The sequence below is a fragment of the Pseudomonas deceptionensis genome (assembly GCF_900106095.1).
Classification (GTDB): Bacteria; Pseudomonadota; Gammaproteobacteria; order Pseudomonadales; family Pseudomonadaceae; genus Aquipseudomonas; species Aquipseudomonas deceptionensis.
In genome coordinates this window covers 549,493-575,787 of sequence record NZ_FNUD01000002.1, presented here as the reverse complement: position 1 = coordinate 575,787, position 26,295 = coordinate 549,493, and the positions used below count along the sequence as shown (strand labels likewise).

General features: G+C 60.8%; 31 protein-coding genes. 9 read left to right on the top strand and 22 right to left on the bottom strand.

The annotated features are described in order from the left end of the window. From gspG to gspM, 7 genes are read left to right on the top strand one after another with little or no spacing between them, the layout of a single operon-like run. Positions 1-453: a type II secretion system major pseudopilin GspG gene (gspG, locus tag BLW11_RS02425; protein WP_048360427.1), complete on the top strand. Its 453-nt coding sequence runs from the start codon at positions 1-3 to the stop codon at positions 451-453. Between the two features lie 3 nt (positions 454-456). Then, entirely contained in the window at positions 457-945 is a 489-nt protein-coding gene (gene gspH / locus BLW11_RS02420; RefSeq protein WP_048360426.1) for a type II secretion system minor pseudopilin GspH, read from the top strand. Beyond that, positions 935-1,303, top strand: coding sequence for a type II secretion system minor pseudopilin GspI (gene gspI / locus BLW11_RS02415; protein WP_048360425.1), 369 nt, complete (start codon positions 935-937; stop codon positions 1,301-1,303). The genes gspH and gspI overlap by 11 nt, the downstream gene beginning before the upstream one ends. Then, positions 1,296-1,856, top strand: a complete 561-nt coding sequence (gspJ, locus tag BLW11_RS02410; protein ID WP_048360424.1) for a type II secretion system minor pseudopilin GspJ — start codon at positions 1,296-1,298, stop codon at positions 1,854-1,856. Before gspI ends, gspJ begins: the two co-directional genes overlap by 8 nt. Continuing rightward, positions 1,856-2,710 carry a type II secretion system protein GspK gene (locus tag BLW11_RS02405; protein ID WP_048360423.1) on the top strand — a complete coding sequence of 285 codons (855 nt, stop codon included), beginning with the start codon at positions 1,856-1,858 and terminating at the stop codon, positions 2,708-2,710. The genes gspJ and BLW11_RS02405 overlap by 1 nt, the downstream gene beginning before the upstream one ends. Next, positions 2,710-3,801, top strand: coding sequence for a type II secretion system protein GspL (gene gspL / locus BLW11_RS02400; RefSeq protein ID WP_048360422.1), 1,092 nt, complete (start codon positions 2,710-2,712; stop codon positions 3,799-3,801). Before BLW11_RS02405 ends, gspL begins: the two co-directional genes overlap by 1 nt. Continuing rightward, positions 3,798-4,247 (top strand): type II secretion system protein GspM, encoded by a 450-nt coding sequence (gene gspM / locus BLW11_RS02395; protein ID WP_053069560.1) that lies wholly within the window; start codon positions 3,798-3,800, stop codon positions 4,245-4,247. The genes gspL and gspM overlap by 4 nt, the downstream gene beginning before the upstream one ends. A gap of 50 nt (positions 4,248-4,297) precedes the next feature. Here the strand turns inward: gspM and BLW11_RS02390 are convergent, their stop codons facing one another. Continuing rightward, positions 4,298-5,530 (bottom strand): MFS transporter, encoded by a 1,233-nt coding sequence (locus tag BLW11_RS02390; protein ID WP_420912218.1) that lies wholly within the window; start codon positions 5,528-5,530, stop codon positions 4,298-4,300. A 168-nt stretch (positions 5,531-5,698) separates the two neighbouring features. Here BLW11_RS02390 and BLW11_RS02385 point away from each other — a divergent pair, with 168 nt between their 5' ends. Next, the gene (locus BLW11_RS02385; RefSeq protein ID WP_048360420.1) at positions 5,699-6,598 is read left to right on the top strand and encodes a LysR family transcriptional regulator; all 900 of its coding nucleotides are present in this window, start codon (positions 5,699-5,701) and stop codon (positions 6,596-6,598) included. Positions 6,599-6,765: 167 nt separating this feature from the next. Beyond that, positions 6,766-7,104 (top strand): YceK/YidQ family lipoprotein, encoded by a 339-nt coding sequence (locus BLW11_RS02380; protein ID WP_074836701.1) that lies wholly within the window; start codon positions 6,766-6,768, stop codon positions 7,102-7,104. Between the two features lie 217 nt (positions 7,105-7,321). Here the strand turns inward: BLW11_RS02380 and BLW11_RS02375 are convergent, their stop codons facing one another. The 21 genes from BLW11_RS02375 to BLW11_RS02275 form a co-directional block, all read right to left on the bottom strand. Beyond that, a complete protein-coding gene (locus BLW11_RS02375) occupies positions 7,322-7,759 on the bottom strand; it encodes a hypothetical protein (RefSeq protein ID WP_048360419.1) in 438 nt (145 codons plus the stop codon). Positions 7,760-7,778: 19 nt separating this feature from the next. Next, entirely contained in the window at positions 7,779-9,005 is a 1,227-nt protein-coding gene (locus tag BLW11_RS02370; RefSeq protein WP_048360418.1) for a beta-ketoacyl-ACP synthase, read from the bottom strand. Then, positions 9,005-9,733, bottom strand: a complete 729-nt coding sequence (gene fabG / locus BLW11_RS02365; protein ID WP_048360417.1) for a 3-oxoacyl-ACP reductase FabG — start codon at positions 9,731-9,733, stop codon at positions 9,005-9,007. The genes BLW11_RS02370 and fabG overlap by 1 nt, the downstream gene beginning before the upstream one ends. Next, on the bottom strand, positions 9,726-10,193 hold the full coding sequence (locus tag BLW11_RS02360; protein WP_048360416.1) for a hotdog family protein: 468 nt from the start codon (positions 10,191-10,193) through the stop codon (positions 9,726-9,728). Before BLW11_RS02360 ends, fabG begins: the two co-directional genes overlap by 8 nt. Continuing rightward, a complete protein-coding gene (locus tag BLW11_RS02355) occupies positions 10,190-11,377 on the bottom strand; it encodes a beta-ketoacyl-[acyl-carrier-protein] synthase family protein (protein WP_048360415.1) in 1,188 nt (395 codons plus the stop codon). Before BLW11_RS02355 ends, BLW11_RS02360 begins: the two co-directional genes overlap by 4 nt. Further along, positions 11,374-11,832, bottom strand: coding sequence for a DUF3261 domain-containing protein (locus BLW11_RS02350; RefSeq protein ID WP_048360636.1), 459 nt, complete (start codon positions 11,830-11,832; stop codon positions 11,374-11,376). Before BLW11_RS02350 ends, BLW11_RS02355 begins: the two co-directional genes overlap by 4 nt. Before the next feature lie 128 nt (positions 11,833-11,960). Continuing rightward, positions 11,961-12,689: a class I SAM-dependent methyltransferase gene (locus BLW11_RS02345; RefSeq protein WP_048360414.1), complete on the bottom strand. Its 729-nt coding sequence runs from the start codon at positions 12,687-12,689 to the stop codon at positions 11,961-11,963. Then, positions 12,686-13,918 carry an NAD(P)/FAD-dependent oxidoreductase gene (locus BLW11_RS02340; RefSeq protein ID WP_193790187.1) on the bottom strand — a complete coding sequence of 411 codons (1,233 nt, stop codon included), beginning with the start codon at positions 13,916-13,918 and terminating at the stop codon, positions 12,686-12,688. The genes BLW11_RS02345 and BLW11_RS02340 overlap by 4 nt, the downstream gene beginning before the upstream one ends. Positions 13,919-13,920: 2 nt before the next feature. Beyond that, a complete protein-coding gene (locus BLW11_RS02335) occupies positions 13,921-15,084 on the bottom strand; it encodes a hypothetical protein (protein ID WP_048360412.1) in 1,164 nt (387 codons plus the stop codon). Further along, positions 15,081-17,393 (bottom strand): MMPL family transporter, encoded by a 2,313-nt coding sequence (locus tag BLW11_RS02330; protein WP_048360411.1) that lies wholly within the window; start codon positions 17,391-17,393, stop codon positions 15,081-15,083. Before BLW11_RS02330 ends, BLW11_RS02335 begins: the two co-directional genes overlap by 4 nt. Beyond that, entirely contained in the window at positions 17,383-18,081 is a 699-nt protein-coding gene (locus BLW11_RS02325) for an outer membrane lipoprotein carrier protein LolA (RefSeq protein WP_241486137.1), read from the bottom strand. The genes BLW11_RS02330 and BLW11_RS02325 overlap by 11 nt, the downstream gene beginning before the upstream one ends. Continuing rightward, positions 18,078-18,503, bottom strand: a complete 426-nt coding sequence (locus BLW11_RS02320; RefSeq protein ID WP_048360410.1) for an acyl-CoA thioesterase — start codon at positions 18,501-18,503, stop codon at positions 18,078-18,080. Before BLW11_RS02320 ends, BLW11_RS02325 begins: the two co-directional genes overlap by 4 nt. Continuing rightward, positions 18,496-20,040 carry an HAL/PAL/TAL family ammonia-lyase gene (locus BLW11_RS02315; protein WP_048360409.1) on the bottom strand — a complete coding sequence of 515 codons (1,545 nt, stop codon included), beginning with the start codon at positions 20,038-20,040 and terminating at the stop codon, positions 18,496-18,498. Before BLW11_RS02315 ends, BLW11_RS02320 begins: the two co-directional genes overlap by 8 nt. Next, entirely contained in the window at positions 20,021-20,959 is a 939-nt protein-coding gene (locus BLW11_RS02310) for an LpxL/LpxP family acyltransferase (protein ID WP_048360408.1), read from the bottom strand. The genes BLW11_RS02315 and BLW11_RS02310 overlap by 20 nt, the downstream gene beginning before the upstream one ends. Then, positions 20,956-21,690: a glycosyltransferase family 2 protein gene (locus BLW11_RS02305; protein ID WP_048360407.1), complete on the bottom strand. Its 735-nt coding sequence runs from the start codon at positions 21,688-21,690 to the stop codon at positions 20,956-20,958. The genes BLW11_RS02310 and BLW11_RS02305 overlap by 4 nt, the downstream gene beginning before the upstream one ends. A gap of 188 nt (positions 21,691-21,878) precedes the next feature. Continuing rightward, positions 21,879-23,549 carry an acyl-CoA synthetase family protein gene (locus BLW11_RS02300; protein WP_048360406.1) on the bottom strand — a complete coding sequence of 557 codons (1,671 nt, stop codon included), beginning with the start codon at positions 23,547-23,549 and terminating at the stop codon, positions 21,879-21,881. Continuing rightward, complete coding sequence (locus BLW11_RS02295; RefSeq protein WP_048360405.1) at positions 23,546-24,091, bottom strand: COG4648 family protein; 546 nt, start codon at positions 24,089-24,091, stop codon at positions 23,546-23,548. Before BLW11_RS02295 ends, BLW11_RS02300 begins: the two co-directional genes overlap by 4 nt. Continuing rightward, positions 24,088-24,342: an acyl carrier protein gene (locus BLW11_RS02290; protein WP_048360404.1), complete on the bottom strand. Its 255-nt coding sequence runs from the start codon at positions 24,340-24,342 to the stop codon at positions 24,088-24,090. Before BLW11_RS02290 ends, BLW11_RS02295 begins: the two co-directional genes overlap by 4 nt. 9 nt (positions 24,343-24,351) lie before the next feature. Continuing rightward, positions 24,352-24,612: a phosphopantetheine-binding protein gene (locus BLW11_RS02285; RefSeq protein ID WP_048360403.1), complete on the bottom strand. Its 261-nt coding sequence runs from the start codon at positions 24,610-24,612 to the stop codon at positions 24,352-24,354. Next, positions 24,587-25,399, bottom strand: a complete 813-nt coding sequence (locus BLW11_RS02280; RefSeq protein WP_048360402.1) for a lysophospholipid acyltransferase family protein — start codon at positions 25,397-25,399, stop codon at positions 24,587-24,589. Before BLW11_RS02280 ends, BLW11_RS02285 begins: the two co-directional genes overlap by 26 nt. Further along, on the bottom strand, positions 25,375-26,094 hold the full coding sequence (locus BLW11_RS02275) for a beta-ketoacyl synthase chain length factor (RefSeq protein ID WP_048360401.1): 720 nt from the start codon (positions 26,092-26,094) through the stop codon (positions 25,375-25,377). Before BLW11_RS02275 ends, BLW11_RS02280 begins: the two co-directional genes overlap by 25 nt. Positions 26,095-26,295 lie beyond the last annotated feature (201 nt).

The following is a 26,295-nucleotide window of genomic DNA, read 5'->3' as shown; positions in this document are numbered from 1 at the left end:
ATGACATTCCCTTCGAAACCCTCTGCCAAATCCACTCAGCGCGGCTTCACCCTGATTGAAATCATGGTGGTCGTGGTGATCATCGGCGTACTGGGCGCCATCGTGGTTCCGCAGTTCATGAGCCGCCCGGATCAGGCCAAAGTGACCGCCGCGCGCACCGATATTCAGGCGATCGCCACAGCCCTGGAAATGTACCGCCTTGATACCTTCAACTACCCCTCCACCCAACAGGGTCTCGAAGCACTGACCAAGCAGCCTGCTAGCACCCCCGTGGCGAAAAACTGGAACCCCCAGGGTTATCTCAAAAGCATGCCGCTGGACCCGTGGGGCACGGCTTATCAATATTTGAATCCGGGCACTCACTCGGCGGGGTATGACCTGTATTCCTTCGGTTCCGACGGTGTTGCCGACGGCGAAGGGTATGCCGCCGACATTGGCAACTGGAGCAACTGAGGCATGCGCCACGCAGCAGCCGGATTTACCTTGATCGAGCTGATGGTGGTCATGGTGTTGATCGGCGTGCTCGTTTCGATGGTGCATATCAGTCTTGGCGACAACCATGCCCGCAACGCACGCCAGGAAGCAGATGTAGTGCTCGGCCTGATGCAAGGCTTGCGCGAAAAGGCCGTGCTTGAGGGGCAAGAGTATGGCCTGCGGCTGGAGCTTGGCGCATACCAGTTGATGCGCTTTGATGGTGAGCAGTGGCAGGCGAGCGAACCACGGGTGTTACTGCCTGACGGGCTGGTACTGGCACTGACACTGGATGGGCAAGACCAGCCACTGACAGCGGGCTCGGGCACGCCGCAGTTGTTGTGGCTAAGCAGCGATGAAAACACCGCATTTGAGCTGCACCTCGACAGCCCGCCGCAGCGCTGGCGCAGTATCGTCAGCGATGGCCTGGGTGATGCCGTGATTGACGTACCCGAGGCCCGTCATGAAGGCTGAGAAAGGCTTCACCTTGCTGGAGATAATGATCGCACTCGCCGTGTTCGCCACACTGGCGGCGGCGGTCATGTCTGCCAGCCAGTATGTGCTGGGGCAGAGCGCGCGGGTTGAGGCCAGACTGTTTGGCGCGTGGTTGGCCGACAACCATCTCAGCGAATTGCAACTGCAAAACCCGCCACCGGCGCAGGGGCAACAAACCCTCAACCGGACCTATGCCCAGCGTGACTGGCGCGTGAGCCAGCGCATCGTGTCCGAGCCTGGCACGGGTTTGCTGCGGGTTGAACTCAGCGTCAGCCCGGCGAGCAGCGAGCAGCCCGTGCAATCGGTGACCCACTGGATCGCTGCCAAACATGACTAAGCCTCAGGCGGGTTTTACGCTGCTCGAACTGGTGATCGCCATCGCGATTTTTGCGTTGCTGGGCATTGGCTGCTGGCGCTTGTTTGACAGCATCGTGCGCGCCGAACGCAGCAGCAGCGCGCACGAGCAAGCCCTGCGCAACCTGCAGCGGGCCGTGGCGCTGATCGAGCGCGACGTGTTGCAGGTTCAGACCTCGGCCAGGCAGCCGGGCTTCAGGCTGTCGCCCGACCAACTCACCTTGCGCCGTGGCAATTGGCGTAACCCATTGGGTCAGCCGCGCAGCGAACTTCAAGACATCAGCTATCAGCTCGAAAACGGTGTGCTCTGGCGCTACAGCCAAGGCCTGGAGTTACCCGTGCTGCAAAAGCAAAAATTGCTCAGTGATGTACGTGAGATGAGCTGGCGTTTATACGACGAACACACCGGCTGGCGCAGCGATTGGCCCATCGGCAAGGAGGCCCCCAAGAGCGCGCCCAAAGCGCTGGAAGTCCAGTTTTCGGTCGGGCGCTTCGAGCGGGTACGCCGCGTGCTGTTACTGCCGGAGGGTGAGTAATGCGCAAGGCCCAGCAAGGTATCGCGTTGCTCACCGTTTTGCTGGTCATGAGCCTGGCACTGTTGATCACCGCCGGCATGCTGCGCAGCCATCGACTGGCACTGCACAGCAGCGCTCAACAAATTCACCAACTGCAATTGCGCCAATTGAGCTTTGCGGGTGAATCGTGGGGGCGCCTTCGCTTGCGCGATCTGCTGGTCGATCCAAAAGCAGTCGTGGCCGCTGGGCAAGGCTGGGCCACGGGCACGCCGGCACTGGACACCGAAAATGGTCAGATAAAGGTACAGATCGAAGATCTGGCCGCACGCTTTAATATCACCGCGTTACTCGGCACAGAGCCAGTTGACGCCGTGACCGGGCAACGCTGGTTACGCCTGCAAACCCTGCTTGAAGTTACCCCCATACACACCAGCGCCTTAGAGGGGCTGAGCCTGAGCGATATTAGCCAATTGCGCCAAGTGCCCGGTGTCGACGCCCAGTGGTTGACGCGCATGCAGCCCTGGCTCGCGTTGTTGGGCAAAGGCGGGCTGCTGAACATCAACACCGCGCCGGCCACGCTGTTGGCGACCCTTGAGGGGGTGACCCCAGACATGGCGCGCAGGCTCGTGGCCGAGCGCCCGCTGCAAGGCTACGCCAGCGTGCAGGACTTTACCTTTGTTCCGGCGCTGATCGGGCTTGGGATCAATAGCCAGGGTCTGGGCATCAACAGCCGCTGGTTTCGGATCACCACCGAGGTGCGTCTGGGGCAAAGCCGTTTGCGCCTTGAGAGCGATGTGGCCCGAGACCTTAAAACCGGGAAGTGGCATCTCTTGCAGCGGCGCTTTTTAGCACCCCAACACAGCGAATCCTCTTGATGAATACTTGGCTTTATCTCACGGCTGAAGGGTTTGCCCACAACGCTGATGTGGACTTCGAGCGCGCCCGCGTCCGCGTCTGGCGTGACGGCGCTAGCGTTGAGAACACCTCGCTGAGCGCGGCCGCAGCCGGTCTAAAAGGCCGTGAGGTGAGATTGATCCTGCCGATGGAAATGTGCAGCTGGCTACTGACCGACCCTTGGCCGGGCAGGCGTCGGCCCAGCGTGCAAGCCCTGGCCTTCGCTGTGGAAGATCAACTGGCGGGCGACCTTGATGACCTGCACATCGCCGTCGGGCCGGTGGATGCTCAGCAGCGCTATCCATTACTGATTACCCATAAGCAACGCTTGCAGGCGTTATTGGCACAACTGCATGAGCGTGGGTTGAACATCGTCAGTGTGCAGGCTGACGCCGACCTGTTACCCCACGATCAGGCCTGCATGGCCTGGTGGGGTGGGCGCTGGATTATTGGCGGTTCGCTGGAGTCCAGGCTGGCGTTGTCAGAGCAGGCGCTGGCAACCGTAAAAACCATTTTTCCCACTCAACTGATTGAGCGGGACATTGATTGGAGTGCTCTCCCGAAAGGCGCCATCAACGTGCTGCAAGGCGAGTTTGGGCTCCATAGCAAGGGTTTGCCGTGGTGGCGGGTTGGTACCGGTTTAGTGATGATATTTGCCCTGGCCTTGGGTTTCACCCACCTGCGCAGCAGTTTTCTGGAAGGTGAGGCGGCGCGCCTATATGCCCTCAGCGAGCAGCGCTTCAAAACCCTCTACCCTGAGCAAACCCGCATCGTTGACCTGTCCGCGCAACTCAGGGCGCAGCAACAACAAGCGGCTGCCCCGCACAACGGCCATATGGCGCGGCTGGTTCAACTGACTGAACAGGTGATTGGCGCCAGCAGTGTTGAAGTGCAACGCATGGAATGGCGCACGGATGTCGGCTGGGTACTGAATATCACTGCCGCCAGCTTCGCCGAGCTAGAACAACTGCGCACACGGGGTGTGCAGAGCGCACTGGCGATCACCTTGGGCAGCGCCAGCCAGCAGGGCAGCAGGGTGCAGGCATTACTCACCCTGAAGGACGTTTTATGAAAGCGCGTTTGCGTGAGAGCTGGCAGCAATTGTCGCGTCGAGATCGTCAACTGTGTGGTGCGCTGGCGGCGTTTTTGCTGGTTGTATTTTGTGGCTACGGGCTTTGGCTTCCGGCGCAGCAGAGGTTGGAGACGGCTCACGCGCTCTTCCTTAAAAACGTGGCGCTTGCGGATGAAGCCCAGCGGGCCCGGCCTGCATCAGCCGCGCAGGATCCTGATCAGCCGTTTGCCTCGCGCCTGAGCGAAAGTGCTGCTGATTCGGGGTTGAGCGTTGAGCAGTTCGAGCTGGAGGCTGGTGTGGTACGCATCACCCTGAGCGGGGATGCCGTTGCGGTACTGGGCTGGCTCGACCGCATCGAACGCCAAGGCGCCCGCTTCGAAAGTCTGAGCCTGGAAAAGCGCGATACCAGCCTCCAGGCCCGGCTGCAGATCAACCACCCGACTTGAACGGAGCACATGCCAGGTTCCTTCGGCAGCTGCTGCGAAATCGTATTGCCTCAAGTGCTTTTCGCATTCCCCGGCAATACCGGCAACCTGGCCAGGTGCAGGGACACCAGCAGGGCAATCAGCAGCATGCCGACGATAAACGAACCGATACCGTTCCAGCCTGCCAGATGCCAGAACACGCCACCCAGCGTACCGGCGACGCTCGACCCGGCGTAGTAGCTGAACAGGTACAGCGACGACGCCTGCCCCTTGGCTTTGATGGCCCGGCGGCCGATCCAGCTGCTGGCCACCGAATGTGCCCCGAAGAAGCCGAACGTGAACATCAGCATGCCGATAATCACAAATGCGATGGGTTCGAACATGGTCAGTGCGATCCCGGCCAGCATCAGCACAATCACGGCCCAGAGCACACGGCGGCGGCCCAGTTTGTCGGCCAGCGCGCCAATTTTCGCCGAGCTGTAGATACCCGACAGATAGACGATGGAAAGCAAACCCACCAGCGCCTGATTCATGTTGTAAGGGTCAGCCAGCAGGCGATAGCCGATGTAGTTGAACAGCGTCACAAAGCTGCCCATCAGCAGGAAGGCTTCGAGGAACAGCCACGGCAGCCCGGCATCGCGAAAGTGCATGGTGAAGCCTTCCAGCAGGCTGCGCGGGTTCATGGCCCGTGGTCGGAAGTTGCGAGACTCGGGCAGGATTTTCACGAACACCATCGCTGCTGCCAGCGCCAGGCCGCCGATCACCAGCATCGCCGTGTGCCAGCTCACAAAGTCGATTAACACGCCGGTGATCAAGCGGCCACTCATGCCGCCAATCGCGTTGCCGCCGATATACAGCCCCATCGCCAAGCCGATGTGTTGTGGGTGAATCTCCTCGCTCAAGTAGGTCATCGCCACTGCTGCCAGGCCGCTGAGGGACAGGCCCACCAGCGCGCGGGTAATCAGCACCCCTTCCCAGGTCGGCATCAGCGCGCTGAGCATGGTAAAGGCCGCGGCAGAAAACAGCGCAAACACCATCACTGGCTTGCGCCCGAAGGCATCGGAAATGGGCCCGGTAATCAGCAGACCAATGGCCAGCATCGCCGTGGCGACGGAAAGAATCAGACTGCTTTGCGCGGCATTGATCCCGTATTCATGGGACAGCACCGGCATCATCGGTTGTACGCAATACAGCAGGGCGAAGGTGGCAAAGCCGCCTGAAAACAGCGCCAGCACCGTGCGCATAAACATCGGGGTGCCTTTCTCGATAAACACGTCATTCAGTTGAGCGACAACATCATCCAGCGCAGTCGGCGGGACTTCGTGGGCGAGAGGGGCGACAGCAGTTTTCACGGGGGACCTCAGAAACGCGTAAAGCCGAGCGGCAATGGCAAAAGAATATAGGTGGCTATCGATTCTTTCCAATATATTGTTCGACCTGTTTAATAGGTTTTACGACTCAATGGAGCTTGTATGGAACTGCGCCATTTGCGCTACTTCATCGCCGTCGCCGAAGAACTTCACTTTGGCCGCGCCGCCCAGTTGCTGGGTATCTCGCAACCGCCGTTAAGCCAGCAAATACAGGCGCTGGAGCAGGAGCTGGGGGCACGGTTGTTCGACCGTACCAACCGTCGGGTTGAGCTGAGCGAAGCGGGGCGGCTGTTTCTGGAGGAGGCCCGCTTGGTGCTGGCCCAGGTCGACAAGGCCGCCGACGTGGCCCGTCGTGCACAGTTGGGTGAACTGGGTGAGTTGAAGATTGGCTTCACCTCATCGGCGCCGTTCAACTCCAGTATTCCTCAGGCTATTTTTGCGTTCCGTCAGGCCTTTCCGGCGGTGCATCTGAACCTCAAGGAAATGAGCAGCCGCGAGGTGGCCGAAGGTCTGGTGGATGAAACCATTGAGGTCGGCATCATGCGGCCGCTGGTGCTGCCTGAATCGTTGAGCACGGTGGAGTTGTTTCGTGAGCCGCTGGTGGCGGTCATCCGTGCCGATCACCCGTTGGCTGAAGGCAGCGAGCAGGGTTTGCAGCTGGCGGCGTTGGCGGACGAGCCTTTCGTGTTCTTCCCCCGCAGTTATGGCAGCGGGCTGTACGCACAATTATTGAGCCTGGCGCGAGAAGCCGGCTTCAGCCCGCATTTCTCACAGGAAGCGGGCGAAGCCATGACCATCATCGGGCTGGTGTCCGCGGGGTTAGGGGTGTCGGTGCTGCCGGCGTCGTTCCAGCACATGCGGATCAAGGGCGTGGTGTATCGGCCGTTGCTGGATCCGGGAGCCAATACGGCCGTGTGGCTGGTGCAGCGCAAAGGCAGCAACTCACCGATGGCGAATGCGTTTGCGGATTTGCTGACACGCAAGACGGTGACCAAGGCTTAAGGTGAGACCCAATAACTTCCTAAAGTTAAACAGGCCTGAATAATCAGGCGTGTACTTATATGTAGGCTATTTCTAAGTAATGGTTGTTTACAAATGCAGTCCGGGAGTTAGTCGCTATTTTTACAAGTTTTTCGTTAAGTTATCGCCCTCTTCTGGAGGGATTTGACATGAGTAATGCACGTTACGCAGTACTTATTGGCTTAAGTGTGTCACTCGTTGGGTGCGGAACAATCAATACGGTTGTTCGCGGTGATGAGGTAACACGGCGTGATCTTCAAAAAAGGAACACTTACTGCGATTCCATTCCCCGTGTTTACAGTGGGGTGGCTTATGACCTGTGTATTTTGCATGGTCCTTCCAAAACGATTACACAAGATCTTGTAACGCCAGTCTTGCTACCGCTCAGACTGCTGGACCTCATACCGAGCGCCGTGCTCGACACGCTAGTGCTGCCTTATACGATTTATCGACAGAGCACCGATGACAGTATCGATCTCGCCCAATAGTTGTGACCTTCAAGCGGTAGTTGGCGTTGGGATGCGCTCTAACAGGCAGGCTGCGTGTACCTGGTTATCAACTTATCCACAGATGCTGTGACTTGCTCAATCAAATGCACCACCGTCCGCATCACATCGCGGTTCAGGCCTGCAGGCCGTGGCAATGACACACCAGCCTGTATGTAAACAAGGCGCCGAAAGGCGCCTTTGTTGTCTCTGACGTTGACTACGGTTTTATCAGCGCCGCTTCCGACAGCTGTTTGGCTGTGCGTTCGTTCTGGTCGTCTTTCAATTCACGCACGATGCCCTTGTCCAGCAGGCGCACCCAACGGATGTAATTCTTGTGGATCTTGCCGTCCTTGTAGTCCAGGCCGCTGCTGTCGCGGTACTGGATACGGTAGTGGTCGGCGCTGTACGGGATGTCGATTTCGGCGTGGTATTGCTCCCGCACGGTGATCTGCGCCTGTACCAGCTGCGGGGTGATTTTTTGCACTGTCCAGCCACGGGCTACCAGTGTTTTAACGATGGCCTGCTGCATCTGTGCGCGGTCGCTGTGGATCGAGGCATGTAACGTGCGATCCGGGTTGAGCAGGGGTTTGTTGGTGCAGGACACGGTGCCCAGCAGGGCAAGGGCAATCAGGGTGATACGCAGCAAGTAAGGCATTCCATTGGTTCCAGAGGTGTCAGGCCCAGCGACGGAAGATCAACGAGGTGTTGACCCCGCCAAAGGCAAAATTGTTGTTCATGACGTAATCGTTATGCATGACGCGAAACTCGTTACGCAGGTAATCCAGTTCGCCGCAACGCGGGTCGACTTCATCCAGGTTGAGCGTGGGCACGTAGCGGTCGCGGTTCATCATCTCGATGCTGAACCACGACTCCAGCGCGCCACAGGCGCCCAGGGTGTGGCCCAGAAAGCTCTTCTGCGAGCTGATGGGCATGTGTTGGCCGAACAGCTCGCTGGTGGCCAGTGTCTCGGCAATATCGCCCTGTTCAGTGGCGGTACCGTGGCCGTTTACATAGCCGATGGCATCCGCGCCAATCCCCGCGTCTTCCAGTGCCAGCTCCATCGCCCGGCGCATGGTGCTGACTTCCGGGCGGGTGGTGTGCTGGCCGTCGGCGTTGCTGCCAAAACCGACGATTTCAGCATGGATGTGCGCGCCACGGGCGAGTGCGTGTTCCAGCTCTTCGAGCACCAGCATGCCGCCACCTTCACCGATCACGAGCCCGTCGCGACCACTGTCATAGGGGCGTGGGCTGGTGTGGGGGGCGTCGTTTTTCAGGCTGGTGGCGTACAGGGCGTCGAACACCATCGCCTCGGTAGGGCACAGTTCTTCTGCACCGCCTGCGAGCATCAGCGGCAGGCGACCGAACTTGATCGCTTCGTAGGCGTAACCGATGCCCTGGCTGCCGCTGGTGCAGGCGCTGGAAGTCGGGATAAGTCGCCCGGTCAGGCCAAAGAAGATGCTGATATTGGCTGCGGTGGTGTGGGGCATCATGCGGACATAGCTGTTGGCATTGAGGCCGTCCGCTACCGAGTTGAGCAGCATGTTGCCGAATGCCTTGATCTCGTCGGTGCTGCCGGTGGACGAACCGCAGGCTACGCCCATGCGCCCGTCACGAATGATCGGGTTGCCCAGCAGACCTGCATCCTGCAACGCCAGTTCTGCTGCGCCCACGGCCAGACGTGAAACGCGGCCCATGCTGCGCAGTTGCTTGCGGGTCCAGTGCTTAGGCACCGCAAAATCATCAATCGGCCCGGCCAGCCGGGTGTTGAGTTCGGTGAAGCGATCCCATTCGTCCATGCGCCGAATACCGCTGCGCCCGGCCACAAAGTTGGCTTCGATGCTGGCCCAGTCACTGCCCAGGGAGGTGATGCCGGCCATGCCGGTGACGACAACGCGCTTCATCAGCACAGGCCTCCATTGACGGCCAGCACCTGACGGGTGATGTAACCCGCTTCGGCCGACATCAAAAAGTTAACCGCCCCCGCGACTTCTTCCGGGGTGCCCATGCGTTGGGCGGGGATCATTTTCATCAGTTCTTCTACCGGTACGTTTTCGTCGAGCATGGCGGTGTCGATCAGGCCCGGTGCAACGCAGTTGACGGTGATTTTGCGTTTGCCCAGTTCGATGGCCAGGGCCTTGGCGGCGCCGATCAAGCCCGCCTTGGAGGCGCTGTAGTTGACCTGCCCGCGATTGCCGATCAGGCCCGATACCGAGGTGATGCAGACGATGCGCCCGGCAGCGCGGCGACGGATCATCGGCATCATCACCGGGTGCAGCACGTTGTAAAAACCGTCGAGGTTGGTGCGCATCACCACGTCCCAATCGTCTTCGCTCAGTGCCGGAAAGGCACCGTCGCGGGTCAGGCCGGCGTTGAGCACTACGCCGTAGTAGGCGCCATGCTCTTCAACGTCGGCTTCCAGAATGGCTTTGCACTCAGCCCGCTGCGACACGTCGAATTGCAGCACTCGGGCGCTGCGGCCCAATGCCTGGACTTCAGCCATGACGGCGTCGGCTTCGCTGCGGCCACTGCGGCAATGCAGCACCAGGTCAAAACCGGCTTGCGCCAGACGCAGGGCAATGGCGCGGCCGATGCCACGGCTGGAGCCTGTGACCAAAATGGACTCAGTCATGACGGGTCTCCTGGGATGCTTGAGCAAGGTAGTTTTGAGCCTGGGGCGGACGGAACACGTTCAGGCGGGCGCTGGCATGAATGCCGGGGCCGGTGAGGTGGCACTCGAACACGCCCATGCCGTTGTCGTCTTCCAGCGAGCGCAGTGCGTGGATGTGCAGCTCGACGCCCGGCGGGAAGTGTTCGACGTTGCATTCAAATTTTCGGGTGCCGAGCAAAAAGCCCAGCTCCACGGGGCGGCCTTGCAGGCGGGCGCGACAACCGGCGTAGGCAGCCACGCTCTGGGCCATCAGTTCAATACCGACCCACGCGGGCAGGCTGCCGTCTTCGCGATTGAACAAGCCGCCTGCGTGCACGGTGAGTCGGGTTTGGATCTGCTCTTCATCAAACGCCAGCACCTGATCGATGAGGATCATGTCGCCAGCGTGGGGCAGCAGTTCGGCGATCGGCCAATCAATCATGGGGCGTCTCCGATAATAAGGCTGACGTTATTGCCGCCGAAGGCAAACGAGTTGCTCATCAGGCAGCGTTGTGGAACCGGGGCCAGGGTCTGGCCGGTCGTGACCCAGTTCAGCGCAGGCAGCGCCGGGTCAGGCTGACCGTCCCAGATGTGCGGGGGCAGGGCATCACCGTGGGTCAGGCTCAGCCAGCAAAAGGCGGCCTCCAGTGCCCCTGCCGCACCCAGGGTGTGACCGGTCATGGGTTTGGTCGATGAACACGGCACGCCTTCGGGGAAGACCTGCGTCACGGCGTGGCTTTCCATCGCGTCATTGTGCTGGGTGGCGGTGCCATGCAGGTTCAGATAACCGATGTGCTCGGGCTGCAAACCTGCACGGCTCAAGGCCTTGCGCATGGCTTGAACTGCGCCGCGCCCTGAAGGTTCGGGGGCGGAAATATGGTGCGCATCACTGCTGGCGCCCGCGCCGAGCAGTGCGATGGAATGAGTGCCTGCAGGTTGCTTGCTCATCACAAACAGAACCGCCGCCTCACCGATGTTGATGCCGTGACGGTTTACCGAAAACGGGTTGCAGCGTTCATCCGACACGGCTTCCAGCGATGAAAAGCCGTTGAGCGTGAGCTTGCACAGCGTGTCGACACCGCCGCACAGCACCACGTCGCACAGGTTCATGTCCAGCAGTCGCTGAGCACTCATCAGGGCACGGGCGCTGGAGGTGCAGGCGGTAGAAATCACATAGGTCGGCCCATTGATGTTCAGCCAGTCCGCCAGGAACGTGGCCGGTGCGCTCAGCTCTTGCTGCTGATAGGCGTAATCACTGGGGAACTGCTGATGTTGCAGGTAGTGGGCAATGCCACGGCTGGCTTCATCGATGCCCGAGGTGCTGGTCCCCAGCACTACGGCGATGCGCTCGCGGCCGAAAGTCTGAATCGCCTGTTCGATGTCGTCTCGAATCTGCAGCGCGGCGTCGAGCAGCAACTGATTGTTGCGGCTGCTTTGCGGGTTGAGTTCAGCCGCAATTGCAGGCAGCTCGCCACTGACCGCGCCGAGGGTCATCGAGCGCTCGGGCACCCAGCCGCTTTGACGCTGCATACCCGAGCAGTCACCGGCAAACAGCTTGCGCGCAACTTCATCAGGACCACGACCCAGTGAACAGACCACGCCCAGGGCATTGAGGTAAGCAGTCATGGAGCGGCCTCCAGCGGGGTGATCCGGTAGTGCAGATCGCCCTTCATATCGATACGAAAGACCCGGGGTTGCAGGTATTGCACTTGCCAGCGTTGTTTCATGAATCGCAGATCAGATTCGGATTTTGCCTGTGGATAATTATCCGACAGCTGCGCCTCTGGCGTCAGTGCAAACAATAACGCCGCGAACAGCTCGCGGGCTTCGGGATTGGGCGGCAGCAGACCATCGGCGTGCCAGTTGTCGCCCTGCAACAACTGACGTGCCAGCGGAATCCCCAGTGGGTCCATCAATGACCAGCGCAGCCCGGCTTCTTCTTGCTGGATCACCAGCAACCAGTCCTGACGCTGATCGGCCTGTTCGCGCTGGATATGCAACTGCATGGGCAAGTCCAGGGTTGGCGTGTGCCTGGGCAGCGGCAGGCTGGTGCAGCCAGCCAGTAACAGGAGCAAGCACATCCACAGAGCGACACCGATTCTTGTAGCCGCTGCCGCAGGCTGCGATAAGGACCGCAGGGCCTTCAAAAAAATGGGCCCGCTTCGCACGCCATCGCAGCCTGCGGCAGCGGCTACAGGGTTTGCATTGATCATTGGGCCTGGCCTTGCAGGGGCTTGCGTGCCACCACATTGACCAGGGTTTCTTCCCGTTGCCCTACCGGTTTTGGCGTAACCAAGCCCAAACGCTCCAGCAGGCCGAAATCCTTGGAACGGCTCCACCACAGGTACGGGTACGATACGTTCCGGGCTTCAAACTCAAAGCCCTGGTCGCGGATCATTTCCAGGTATTGCTCCGCGCTTTTCTGCACATGCATTGGGTGGCGGAACAGCCAGCGAATCACCCAGGTGTCGATGTAAGCTTCTGTGGACTCTGCAAACAGCAAATATCCGCCTGGCTTTAACACCCGATAAAACTCGGCCAAGGCCCGGTCTTGCTGCACCAGATGGTGGAAAGTCTGGTGGCAGAACAGAATGTCGACACTGGCATCGGCCACATCCAGTTCGGCGCAGTCGCTGCCGATCAGCTCGATGTCGATGCCTTGGCGTCGGGCTTCCTCGCTGCTCAGTTGCAGGCTCAGCGGGTCGGCATCCAGCCCCATCAAACGCTTGGGGGCGAAAGTTTTATGCAGGTACTGGAACGATTTTCCCTGGCCGCAACCGGCATCCAGAATCACGGGTGCCGAAGGCGGCGGGTCACTGAACAGGCTGCGCAGGTCATTGATCGCCACCCGCAGCACATGGTGCTGCCAGGTGTGGCTACGCAAAAACCAGAACCCCAGGCGGGTTTCCTCAACGTAGGTATCGCTCAGAGGTTTCATGGGGACTCCGTCGCGCAGATGTCCGACAGCATGCGCAAACGGCGCTTGGGTTCGCTGACAAACGGGTTGTTTTCGTCCCAGGCATAGCCCGCCAGAATCGAACAGATCATGCGGCGAATCTGTGTTGAGCTGTCTGGGTGAAAGATCACGTCCTGGAAGGTGCCGGCGTACCAGCCTTCGACGTAGCAGCGGAAGGTATCGACACCGCGTTTGAGCGGCTCGGCAAACTCGGTTTGCCAGTCAACGGCTTCGCCTTGCAACTGACGGTGAAGCACGCCAGCAGCCATGCTGGCCGATCGCATGGCAATGGTCACGCCCGAGGAGAACACCGGGTCGAGGAACTCGGCTGCATTGCCCAGTAGCGCAAAACCCGGGCCGTGCAGGGTTTTGACGTTGGCCGAGTAGCCGCCGATGGTGCGCGCTGGAGTGTCCCACACGGCATTGGCCAGCACGCGCTGCAGGCTGGGGGTCTCGTCGATAAAGCTGCGCAGGCACTTGTCGAGGTTTTCGCTGCGACCTGCAAAATGCTCTGGCGCCGCGACCACGCCCACCGAGCAGCGGCCATTGCTGAACGGAATGCTCCAGAACCAGATATCGCGCTGGGCCGGGTGGGTGGTGACGAGGATTTTATTGCGGTCAAAACCGTCATCAACAATGCGGTCTTCAACGTGGGTAAAGACCGCCTGACGCACCGGGAAATTCGACGGCGCTTCAAGATCGAGCAAGCGCGGGAGCACGCGGCCATAGCCGCTGGCATCGAGGATAAAGTCGGTTTCGACCTGATAGCGGCTGCCGTCTTCGCGCTCAATCTCCAGCAACGGCCTGGCCCGCTCGATATCGGTGGTGATCACGGTTTCGCCGTAGCGGATTTCAACGCCCTGCAAGGCGGCCTGATCGGCCAGCAGTTTGTCGAAATCGGCGCGTTGCACCTGGAAGGTGGTGGGTTTGCCGTTGCTGAACGTGTCACCAAAATCGAAGGCGCTGTACTGATCGCCCCAGGCGAACGCGGCGCCGTTTTTCATCTGGAAACCGGCAGCTTGCACGGCTTGCAGCATGCCCGCTTCTTCGACGAAGTCCAGGCAGTGCGACAGCAGACTTTCGCCAATGGAAAAGCGCGGGAAGTGCTGGCGCTCGATGATCAATACATCGTGGCCCTTACGTTTGAGCAAGGCCGAGGCGATGGCGCCGGACGGCCCGGCACCAATCACGACAACCTGACGACGTTCCATTTCTATTCCTGACACAGGCGCTCCTTGCCGGGTACTACGGCGGACTTCAAAGGGGGTTTACTCATGCCCACCAGCGCCGGTAACAGCGTGGCGATCAGGCTCATCAACATCAGTGCAAAGTACAGCGCCGGGCTGATGAGCTGTTGTTGCAGCAGCAGGTTGAGAAAGACGATTTCGCTCAACCCGCGAATGTTCAGTAACAGGCTTTCGTGCCATTTGCTGGCGCCGGAAAACGACGGAGTGGCCCAGCTCAATCCGAGCCAGTTGCCCAGCAGTTTACTGACCATCGGCAGCAGCAATAGTGCAGTCAATTGCAGCAGGCTGATCTCGCTCAGGGCACTGTGTACATTGATCTGCACAATGCCGAACGTGAGGATCAGCGGCACTGCAAGGAAGGTTTGCAGGCGTTCAAGCCATACGGCGTTTAACGGCATGACCAGCGCCACCTTGAGCCACGCCATGCAGACTAAATAACCGACACCGAAAATCAGTGCATTCAGACGGTAATGCTCGGCCACCACCAGCAAGGCAAAAAAGCTCAGGCTGTAGCACAGCGGCTGACGGATGCGCAGGAGGCGTAGCAGCAGCGGCAGCAAGGCTCCGGCCAGCGGCAGGAGCAGGCTGCTCAGGTCCAGGCTGCCCTGGGCCAGGCCAAACAGGGTCCAGCACGTGAGGTCGATAAGGATCGCGCTTTGCACCAGACGCCGGGTGGCGGCGGGCGGGTAATCGATGTGGCGCAAGTACAGGTACAACACCGGGATCGCGGTGATGGCAAAGACCAGACCCACCGCCAGCGAACTCAACCAGGGTTGCTCAGGCAGCAGCCAGACGGCGCAGGCCAGCCCGCAGGCGAAGGGCACGGCAAAGCTGGGCAGGGCGATTTTTACACTCTGGCGATCAAGGCGCAGATCAATCACGTCGCTCAAGATGGTGCCCAGCAATAGCGCAAAACTCAGGCTGTACAGGCTTTTGAGCCACACCGGTGCAACCAGCTGCGCGCCGCTGAGCTGCCAGTGCGGCTCGATCCAGAACAGCATCAGCAGCGGCAGGATGATGGACGCCAGCAGCAACTGGCTGACAATCGGGATCACGCCAAAATGACGGCCCACCCGGGTGGCCAAGGCAAACAGGGTCAGAGCCAGCAGCCAGAACACGGCAGTCATCATTGGCTGTGCTCCTGTTTGCCCGCCCAGGGCGCCAGGATAAAACTGAATGCCAGCCCCAGGCTTACTGACAGGCCGAAGTTGCTGACCGCAGGCGTGCTCGACACCGCCAGCAGGCCGAACGACAGCCAGGTGGTCAGCGCCGCCAGCAAGGTCCCGAGCAGGCTGACGGCGGCGCCGCCGATTTGCTCGCGCATCAGGATCGCGTAATCGACGCTGATCGCCGTTACCAGCAGCAGGCCGAAGAGGCTGAACAGCGTCAACGGCTGCCCCAGCCAGCCCAGGCTGGCAAGGCTGCACAGCGCGGCCAGCAGCGGCAGTGCGACGATGCGCAGTGCACCGCCAAAACCGAAGGGTGCGATCAGCAACAATACGATCAAGGCACAGGACAGCAACTTCAATTCAGCGGCGCTGATTTGCGTGGCGGCAAAGACGTTATTCAAGTCGCCCAGGCGGTCGACCAGTTGAACGCCCGGCAGGTCCTGGGCTTGCACCCGCAGCAAGCTGGCACTGTTCAAACCTTGCAGGCTGACCATTGCGGCGACGCCTTCAGCGGTCTTGCCTAGCCAGAGTGCACGCCAGGGTTCGGCCAGCGGACCGCTCAGCGCGTCATCGATATGTTGCTCGGGCAAGGTCTGCAATTGCACAAGCTCGGCTTGCAGTGCGGCTTCAGGTACACCCAGCTCCAGCAGGGGTTGCCAGTGTTGCGGCAGCTGTGACAGCGCATGGCGTAAGTGCTGTTGCTCGCTGGGCAGGCTGACCAATTGATTCAGTGCCAGATAGCCCTGCAACTTGCCCATGTGCACCAACTGATCGAGACGCTCGCCAAGGGCGGTTTGGCGCTCAAGCAATTGCTGCTCGTTGTCGGCCCGGACCAGGAAAAACTGGCTGGTGGGCTGGTAACCGGTAATCCGTGCAATGGCCTGGGCTTCAGCCATCAATTGCGGCGGGGCGCCGACCCATTGGCGGATGTCGTTCTTGCTGGTCAGTTGCCACAGACCGGCAGCACAAAACGCCAGCAGTAAGACTAGCAAGGCAGGCGTAGGGAGGCGTTTGAGCAAGGCTTCGCGCAGGTTGAGCAGCGATTGAGCAATACGCAGGGGCCATTGCGCAGGGCGCAGCTCCACGCCTTGGAGCAGCGCGGGCAGCAGGCATACGGCGCTCAGGTAGGCACCGACCAGGCCTGCGGCGGAGAAGATGGCGATTTGGGTCAACGCCGGAAACGGGGTGAAGGCCAGTGCCAGATAGCCGATGCAACTGGTGGCCAGGCTCAGGCTTAAACCGGGCAAGGTCAGGCGCAAAGCCGGCCAGCTGCGCCAGGGTTTGAGGCTCCAGCTTTTGGACAGGTAATGCAGCGGGTAATCCACTGCGACGCCGATCAGGCTGGAGCCCAGTACCAGCGTCATCACGTGCATGCTGCCAAAGAACGCGACGCAGGCCACGGCACCAAACAGCATGCCGACCAACACGGGCACAAACGCCAGCAGCACCCGCCAGCGTCGAAACGCCAATAGCAGCAGCAGCAGAATCCCGACGGTGGCGCCACCACCGACCCAGGTGATTTCTCGGGTGGCTTGCTGTTGCCCGCTGGCCGCGTAGAGCAAGCCGCTGGCCGCGAGCAATTGCACATTGTCTTGTGCGACTTGCTGGCGGCTGTGCTCAAGCAGTTCGGCCACCCGCAGCGGCAGCTTCATGTCAAAAGCATTGCCCTGGGTACGGGCGCGCAGCAGTACCCAGTGTTTGCCGTCGGCTTCGGCGACCAGAGCGCCGCTGCCAATATCGAGTTGCACCGCACCGCGCTGCGGCTGGCTGTTCTGGATGCGCCCGGTCAGGCCCAGCCAGTCGTCCTGGCTCGGCACCAGGCTGAACCCGGTGAAAGGATCGAACAGTGCCTGCACGCGTTGCTGGATAAAGGCGTCGGGGTGCTCGACCAGTTGCGTGCGGTCGGCTGCAGACAGCATCGCCAGTCGCCCGCGCAGCAGTTGATCGCGCAGCGCCGGAAGGTCTGCCTGCAGGTTCCATTGCACTTTTTCAAACAAACCGCTGGCTTGCCACTGCTGGCCCAACTGCTCAGCCGAAGCGATGGCTTGCTGGCGGTCGCTACTGCCCACCAGCACCAGCATTTCGCGGTTCAGGGGTTCTTGCATGCGTTGTTCGGCGCTCAGCTCCAGCGCATCCGGTGAGTCCCCGGGCACCAGTTCCATCAGGTTGGCCGACAGCGGTGCGCCGTGGCGCCATTGCCAGCCGGCGAGTGCTAGCACCGCCACCAGCAGGATCAGGAAACCGCGGGGTAACCAGCGTTCACTGCGCAAAATCGTGCTGCTCCGCGTCACTCAAGGGCTGGTTGCTGACGCTGTTGTGCATTTTAAGCAGCGTGCTGTCGCCCTGGGTTTCTTGCAGTTCGATGCGTTGCACCAATTCGCCGCCGTCGATGTTGATCTGCTTGAACACTTGCTTGAGCAGCAGTGAACGTGGGGTCAGGGTCAGCGTCCAGTGCGCGGGTTCGCCTTGCAGTTGCAGGTCGAAATCCCGCTGCAGGCCGCTGCTATCGCCTTGCAACACGGCGAGGAACAAGCGGTTTTGCTCGGCGCCGGCGCTTTTGCCGGGCAGCATTTGCCAACTCGTGCCGTCGCGCCGGGCAATGCCTTGGGACGTGATTCGGTAATCCTGTTGCAGCGGGGTTTTCAGTTGCCAAAGCAGGCCGTGACCCTTGGCCAGCACAAAAGTACCAGTGCTGGTCAGTGGCTTGGGCAGGGCGCGCAGGTGTTTCTCCTGGATAAAATCGCCGTGGATCACCTGGGGTTTGGCCAGTTGTTCGCTGAGTTGTTGCAGGTCGAAGGCGTGGGCCAGAGGCGAGAAAGCGAGCAGCAGCGCAACAATCAGACCCCTGTAGCCGCTGCCGAAGGCTGCGATAAGGGCCGAAGGCCCTTCGATATTGAAAAAGCGCGACCCCTTCGGGCTCGATCGCAGCCTGCGGCAGCGGCTACCAAGGCGATTCATGGCAGCATCCTCGCAACCGCTTCGGTAAAGCACTTGGGCGACACCAGTTGCATCTCCTTGCTGGCGATCTCGACCGCCACTTGCACCGTAACGGCCCGGGTCAGCCGTTCGCCCGTGGCCAGGTCGGTGATCAGGTAGTTGATCTTCAGGCGGTTTTCCCACTCCACCAGGCTGGCGCGTACGTTGATGCGCTGGCCAAATGTTGCGCCGCGTACATACCGCAATTGCATGTCGATCACCGGCCACGCATAGCCCGCATCGAGCATGTGCGTGTAGTTGTGGCCGATATGGTCGAGCAACGCACAACGCGCCACTTCGAGGTATTTGACGTAGTGGCCGTGCCACACCACGTGCATGGTGTCGATGTCGAAAAACGGCACCAACACTTCGGTATCAACGTGCAAAACGCCTTTGCTACGCATGCAGCCTCCAGTGTTGTTGGGCGATACGGCTCAGGCACAAGCGCAACTCGGCTTCCAGGGCGCGGTCTTCGACCACCGGTGGGAAGTCCTTGGCCAACTCGGCGTGCATCTGTGCCAGTGCGGGTGGCAGCGGGCGTGCATCTTCGGCGCGACTGCGCAGCCACACTCCCTGATTGGCCGCCAGCAAGGTGGCAGCGGCGACCTGTTCGGTCAGTTCCAGCACGCGGATCGCATCGCGGGCAGCGATGGTGCCCATGCTCACTTTGTCCTGGTTGTGGCACTCGGTAGAGCGTGAGAACACGCTGGCCGGCATGGTGTTTTTCAACGCCTCGGCCGTCCAGGCACTGGTGCCGATCTGCACCGCTTTAAAGCCGTGGTTGAGCATCGCCCGCTCGGCTGTTGCGCCCGAGAGGTTGCTCGGCAGGCCGTGGTTGTATCGCACGTCCACCAGCAGCGCGAGCTGGCGGTCCAGCAGGTCGGCGACGTTGGCGACCAGGGTCTTGAGGCTGTCCATCGCAAAGGCGATATGCCCGCCATAGAAATGCCCGCCATGCAGCACGCGTTCTTCTTCGGCGTCGATGATCGGGTTGTCGTTGGCGCTGTTGAGTTCAATCTCGATAAACGAGCGCAGCCAGTTCAGGCTGTCTGCCAGCACGCCCAGTACGTGGGGCGCGCAACGCAGCGAGTAGCGGTCTTGCAGGCGATGCAGCGGCGCTGTCGGGGCGTCGATGGCCAGGTCCTGGCGAATCCAGGCCGCCACCTGCATTTGCCCCGGATGCGGCTTGGCGGCGAACAGGCGCTCGTCAAAGTGCTCAGGGTTGCCTTGCAGTGCCACCACGTTGAGCGCGGTGATGCGGGTAGCGAGTTTGAGCAGGTAATCGGCGCGGGCGTAGGCCAGGCACGCGAGGCCGGTCATCACGGCGGTGCCGTTCATCAGCGCAAGCGCTTCCTTGGGCCGCAGTACCAGCGGTGCCCAGCCAAGTTCCCGGTGCACGTCGGCTGCGAGGCGGCGTTCGCCCTTGAACAGCACTTCGCGCTCGCCCGACAACGTGGCGGCCACATACGACAGCGGCGTCAAATCGCCGCTGGCGCCCACTGAACCTTCTTCGGGGATCAGCGGCAGGATGTCGTGGGCGATGAAGGCCTGCAAACGCTCCAGCAACTCGATGCGCACCCCGGACACCCCGTGGCACAAGGACTGGAGGCGCGCGGCGAGCACGGCGCGGGTGGCCTGGGCGTCAAGCAACTTGCCCAACCCGCAGCCGTGAAAGGTGTAGAGATGACGCGGCAGCGCTTCAACATGCTCCAGCGGCACCGCCACCACGCACGAATCGCCGTAACCGGTGGTCACGCCGTAGATCACGCCTTCCTTGTCCAGCAGCGAGTCGAGAAAGCGCGCGCCCTTGGCGATGCGCTCGCGGTAGTCGGCGTCGTCTTGCAGACGGGTCGGCGCCTGACGATTGGCCAGGGCCAGCACGTCTTCAATGCGCAACGGGGTTTGGCCGAAGGTTACTGGCTCATGCGGATGCGTCGTCATCGGTCTTCCAGAAAGGGTAAAAATTGAACCATTGTTGCGGCGCTTCGAGGCAGTAGTGCCCCAGGCGTTCGGCGTAGCGCGTGGCCCAGTGGGCGATCACTTGCTCGCGGTCGCTGCGCCGCCAGAGTACGGCGTCGGTGAAGGGTTCGAGGATGACCCGGTAGCGCCCTTCATGCTTGAGGCAAAACATCAGATTGACCGGGCATTTGAGCAGCCCGGCCAACAACCACGGACCTTGCGGGAATGCTGCCGGATGGCCGAGGAAATCGACCTCGACATTGCGTGCGCCCTGCAGCGGCACACGGTCACCGGCTATCGCCAGCCACTCGCCGTTTTCCAGGCGCTGATTGAGTTGAAGCATGACCGCAGGGTTGAGCTCGCTGACCTGAATCAGACGCAAATGGCTGGCCCCGGCTTCGCCCAGCAAGCGGTTGAAGTGTTCGGCGTGCTTGGTGTGTACCAGCACGTTCATGGTCACCTGTTCGCCCAGCTCGGCCAGTGCCCGGCACACTTCGAGGTTGCCCAGGTGTGCGCCCACCAGCATTTGGCCGCGTTCGCCGCGCAACTGATTACGCAGCAGGGCGGGGTCAATGATTTCGATATCTTCGATTTTCAGGCGGCCATTCCACACGTCAAGCTTGTCGAGCAGGGCATCGGCAAATGCCATGAATTGCCCGAACACCCGTCTGCGGGTAGGCCGCAGGTCGCTTTGCCCGCTCCAGTCGGCCAGCCGCTGCTGGTATTGCCAGATGCTGCGCCGGGCGCGGCCACCGAACAGAAAGAAGTACAGCACGATGGCGTAGAGCACCGGGCTGAGCAGGCGTCGGCCAAGCAGCTTGACGCCGAACGCGGTGAGCTTCATCAGCCGGAAACTGCCGCGCTCCTTGTTGTCAGCCCAATGCTGTTGAGGTTCGCTCATGCTTTACAGCGCCTCCAGAGGATGCTCGGCAAACGTATCAACATGCCGAAAAACAGCTTGGTGTGCATGCCGGAAATCAGCGCGTTGTCATGGAACAGACGAAAGTGCGAGAGGCCGTCCTGCGGGTAATGGACCTTGGTCGGCAGCCAGCGCATGGGCTGATTGCGCCACGCCAGACGCACCAAAATCTCGGGGTCGAAATCCATGCGCTTGCCCAGTTTGACCGTGTTGATCAGCGCCAGCGTCGGCGTCAGCGGGTAGACCCGAAAGCCGCACATGGAATCCGGAATCTGCAGCGACAGGCTGTTGATCCACACCCACACGTGGGTCAGGTAGCGCGCATACAGGCGCCCCTTGGGCACGCTGTCGTCGTACTGTGGATAACCGCAGATCAGCGCTTGGGGGTTTTGCTGTGAGACCTGCATAAAGGTCGCGACGTCGCGCAGGTCGTGCTGGCCGTCGGCGTCTACTTGCAGGGCGTGAGTGAAGCCCAGTCTCGCCGCTTCGCGCAGGCCCGCCATGACCGCGCCGCCCTTGCCCTGATTGATGGCCAGGCGGACGAGGAAGATGTGCTCGCCTCGGGCAAGCTGTTCGAGAACGGCACTGCACGCGGGGCTGCTGGCGTCGTCAACCAGCACGCAGGGCAAGCCGGCAGCGAGCAGGGCGCCGACCACGGCCGGTACGGCGGTTTCGTGGTTGTACACCGGGATCACGGCGCAGGGGTTATGCATGGGTAGCTATCTCCAGGCCGATGCGGACTCTTCGTAGCAGCTGCCGAAGGCTGCGTCCGGTGGCGTAGCCGCCGTAAAGTCTGGCGCCTTGGTTTGTCAGGAAAATCGTACTAGCCGGTTTACGATTGCTTCGCAACCGGACGCAGCCTTCGGCAGCTGCTACTGGGCGAGTTGCAGCGTCAGATAACTTATTCACAGGCGGGCTCCAGCACGATGCGGCCACTGGAGCAGGGCGCCGTCGCGTTGCGGTAGGCGAAGTGCAGTTTGCTGCGCTCACGGTCGAAACGCAGGGTCAGTTCGATGGTGTCGCCGGGGCGTACCAGTTGCTGGAACTTGAGCACTTCCATCCCGGCAAAACGCGGCGGCAGGTCGAGCAACTGCTGACCCAGCGCCATCGCCCAATCCACTTGCACCACGCCCGGCAGCACCGGGGTTTTAGGGAAATGACCGCTGAAGTAGGCCAGGTCCGGGGGGATCGACAGGTTGAGTGTCCATTGACCGTCATGTTCGCTTTGGCTCAGCACTTCGGGCATTTTCGGCCGGGGTGCCAGCAGTAACCTGTCGACTTGCGCCTGTGGCAGCTTGCCCTGGCTGTTGAGCGGCAACTGGCGCAACAAGCGCCAGCGGCGCGGCAAGGCCAGGGCTTCGCAGTGCTGGCTCAAGTGTTGGCGAAGGCTTTGGGTCAGGGCGCGACGACCGTGTTCACGCAAGGCATACAGGCCGCTTTCACTGAGCACCAGCAAGGCGCCCAGAGAAGCGCGGCTTTCGTTGACCACGCCCAGGCGGGTTTCAGCCACCCAGTCGTGGTTGACCAGTGCGTGTTCCAGCATTGGCAGGGAGATGCGTTTTTCTTCCAGTTTGACGATGCGGTCCAGACGCCCGAGCAACTCGAAACGGCCATCGGCCTCGATGCGAGCCGCGTCGGCCGTGTGTTCGATATGGCCCGCGGGCAAGTACGCCGAGGCGATCATCAGGGCACCGTCTTCGCTCTGGCTCAACTGCACATCGGCAAACGGTTGCCACAGGTTCGGGCCCTGGCGCCACGCAATACCCCCGGTTTCCGAACTGCCAAGGATTTCGGTCGGCCACTGGCCCAGACGCTCGAACAACCCTTGCGCCGCCTCTGCAGGCAAGGCACCGCCCGAAGAAAACACCCGGCGTACCGGGCTCAAGGCGGGCCAGTCCAGATTGTCGGTCATACGTTTGAGCAGGGCAGGGCTGGCGACCCAGGCGAATGACGAGTGCTCGCGACTGGTGCGCTGCATGTCTTCCGGAAATGCCAGTTGATTGCGCACAAAGGTCCGGCCTGCGCACAGGGGCCACAGCACGCGGAACAACAAGCCATAAATATGCTGTGCCGCCACGCTGGCGATGATGCACGCATCGCCCAGATCCGCGCCCCACAACTGTTCCAGCGCCTGGACCTCGTTGGCCATCTGACGCAGGCTTTTGTCGATGCGCTTGGGCTCGCCGCTGGAGCCCGAGGTGCACAGGCTGAGCTGGCACATGTCCAGATCCAGTTCTGCAGCAGGCAGTGCGTCGGCGTACAAGGCTTGCAGTTCGTCGCGTTGAGTTATCCACAGGTCAACCCGGCAATCCCAGCGCTGACGGGTTTGCGCTTGCAGGTCAGCGGGTAACAGCACGCTGACTCCGGCCCGCCATGCACCGAGTAAAGCCACTGCCAGGTCGGCGGCGTCTTCAAGGTGTACGGCAATGTGCTGCACGCCACGCTGTTGCAGGCCGCCGGCCAGGCGCAGGGCCTGTTCGCAAAGGGTGTCGTGGTTCAGCGCAGGGTCAACCGTGACGCGGCGTTCTGCGTGCCCCTTGAGCAATAGCTGCTCAAGTTTTATCCAATTCATGCCCGGCCTCTTACCTTTTGTCGTATCAGCCATTCAATGGCAAACAGCAGCCCCATCAGCGCGTAGGCGATCAGGCCGTTGTACAACGTCCACCAACTCAGCGGCGCCCACAGCGTCAAACCTGCTGCGACTAACCCGTTGAGCATAAAAAACAGGCACCAGACCTTGGTGACCTGTCGTGTGTAAACAATTGCGATCTCGGGCAACACCGGCTCGCGCAAGCGCGCCAGGCGCTCGATCATCGGCGGCCCGAACTTCAGGCTCAGACCGAACAGGCAGAGCATGAAGGTACTGATCAGGACCGGGTACCAGCGCAGCAATACCGGGCTGTTGAACAGCGCCAGCAGGCCGCAGAACACCAGTGCCACTACTGCCATCCACACACTGCCAGGGCGTCGCTCGCCGGTCAGGGCACGGGCCAGCCACAGGCTGCCAAGCAGCAGTGCGAACTGCCATGGAGCGAAATGGGCCATACCGAAATACACCGCAAAGGGGTACAGCAGGCCAGCCAGCAACAGCCCCGGACCAATCAGTCGGTTCATTCGTCAGTGTGAACCAGACGGTAAACCGCCTCGACCACGTCATTGACGGTACGCACCGATTTGAATTCTTCAGCCGCGATTCTCTTGCCGGTTTTGCGCTTGATGTGATCGATCAGGTCGACGGCGTCGATGCTGTCGATTTCCAGATCCTGATACAGGTTGGCGTCCAGGGTGACGCGCTCAGGCTCCAGTTCGAAGAGTTCGATCAGGGCGTCGCGCAGGGTATTGAAAATGTCGTCACGGGTTTGCATGGTTCGGTCTCAGGCTGCCTGTTTAGCCGTGACAAAAGCCGCAAGGCTGGCCACGTTTGAAAAATGATTGCGAGTGTCTTTGGCGTCAGCGTCTATCTTGATGCCGTAGGTTTTTTGAATCGCCAGGCCCAACTCAAGCGCGTCGACCGAATCCAGCCCCAGGCCTTCGCCAAAGAGGGTTTGTTCATCGCCAATATCGCTGACGCTGATGTCTTCAAGACCCAGGGCATCGATGATCAGCTGTTTAATGTCGCTTTTCAGATTGCTCATCTGTGGCGAGCTCCTTAATAAAGTAGTCATGCACGAAGTCATTGAGCAGGCGCGAGGCTTTAGGCGGCGGGCCAAGCGCGGTAAAGGTGTTTGGATCTATATCGGCACCGACCCGGATACTGAAGTGCACGCGCCGATGGGGTATGCGGTACCAGGGTTCGGCCTTGGTCAGCGTGGTGGGGCTGACCTTGATCACCACCGGAGTGAGGATTTTCGCACCCCGCAGTGCTATCGCGGCGGCGCCGCGATGAAAGGCGGGTGTCATGCCCGGCTGCGTGCGCGTGCCCTCCGGGAAAATGATCAGTGTCTGGCCTTCCTGCAGCGCTCGCGCGGCGTTATCGAGCATGTCGACGCTGCCATCATTGCTGATGTACTGCGTGGCACGCACGGGGCTGCGGGTAAACGGGTTCTGCCAAAGGCTCTCTTTGACCACGCAATTGGCATTCCTCACCAGACCGATCAAAAAAACCACATCGATAAGCGACGGGTGGTTGGCAATGATCATCTGGCCGGGGCGTCCGAGCCGTTCGGCACCTTGTACGTCATAGGTCAGCACGCCCATGCGGGCCATCGTGCGGATAAACAGCCAGAACAGCCGGCTGACGGTTGCACGAGCGCGTTCGCGGTGACGAACGGCGTCTCCTGGCAGGCAACTGAGAACCGGGAAAATCACCGCTCGCAGGCACAGGCCCCCGAGGCCGAAGAGTGCAAAGCTTATGGCTGTGGCGATCAGGCGCCAAATATATGCATCGCAACGGGCACTCACAGGCTGCGTTGCCAGTTCCATACGCGGTTTTTCCAGACGTGCTGGAATGACGTCTGCTCATCGAGCAGGTGGCGTAACAGGTTCAGGCTATGGGGCCATGGGGCTTTTTCGATGCCAGTGGCGTCGTTTGCGAGGGAAATCTGCCATTGCTTGCCGGGTGTCAGCAGCAGGCCGACGGCATAAGGGAAGGGCACATCATCAATCCATTGGGCGTACGCGTGTGGCGGTTGCTCTTCGGCGATGATCAGCAGCACGGCGGGCGCGCCCTCGTTGAGTAACGCACAGGCCTCGATCAGGCCGTGCTCCAGCCCATCTCCGGCTGCGGCAATGGCGGTCATTTCGCTGGTTTCGCCACGCATGATCGACCACAGCCCAATGACAGCGTTATGCACCGAAAGGCTGAATTGTGTCGGGGACAGAGGCTGGTCGGCAGCGAGGTCGCTGAGGATGTCGAACGTGCGTGGGGTTTCGCCGTGGCGTGAGGCGAATACCAGAGGCAATGCTTTGTGGCCTTCTGCCAGTGGCCAGCCGACGCTGAAGGCCATGCGTGCCAGGCGGCTGAGGCGACGCCGTTGCATTGCGGGTAAAAACGAGACGTCGGGAGCTGCACTGCTGGCGTCAAGTACGCGGGGGTGCTGGCTCCAGGCCTGCCAATCGGCCACGCTGTCGAGGCCCGGAGCCCAGGCGCGCCACGCGGCGACATTGAAATTGATCACTGGAGTTTCATCCCGCCCTTGCAGGCTTCCTTGATGCGAAAGTGGGCGCCGATCGACGCCGCACCTAATACAGAATGGCGACATTATCCCGGTGCAGTTGGCTCGTAGCAAATTTTGCTTAAAATCCAAGTATAGATTTGCTGCGAGCCTTTAAAAAAGATGATGTCTTTTTGACTTTAGTGGGTGGCGAGTACGCCGAAT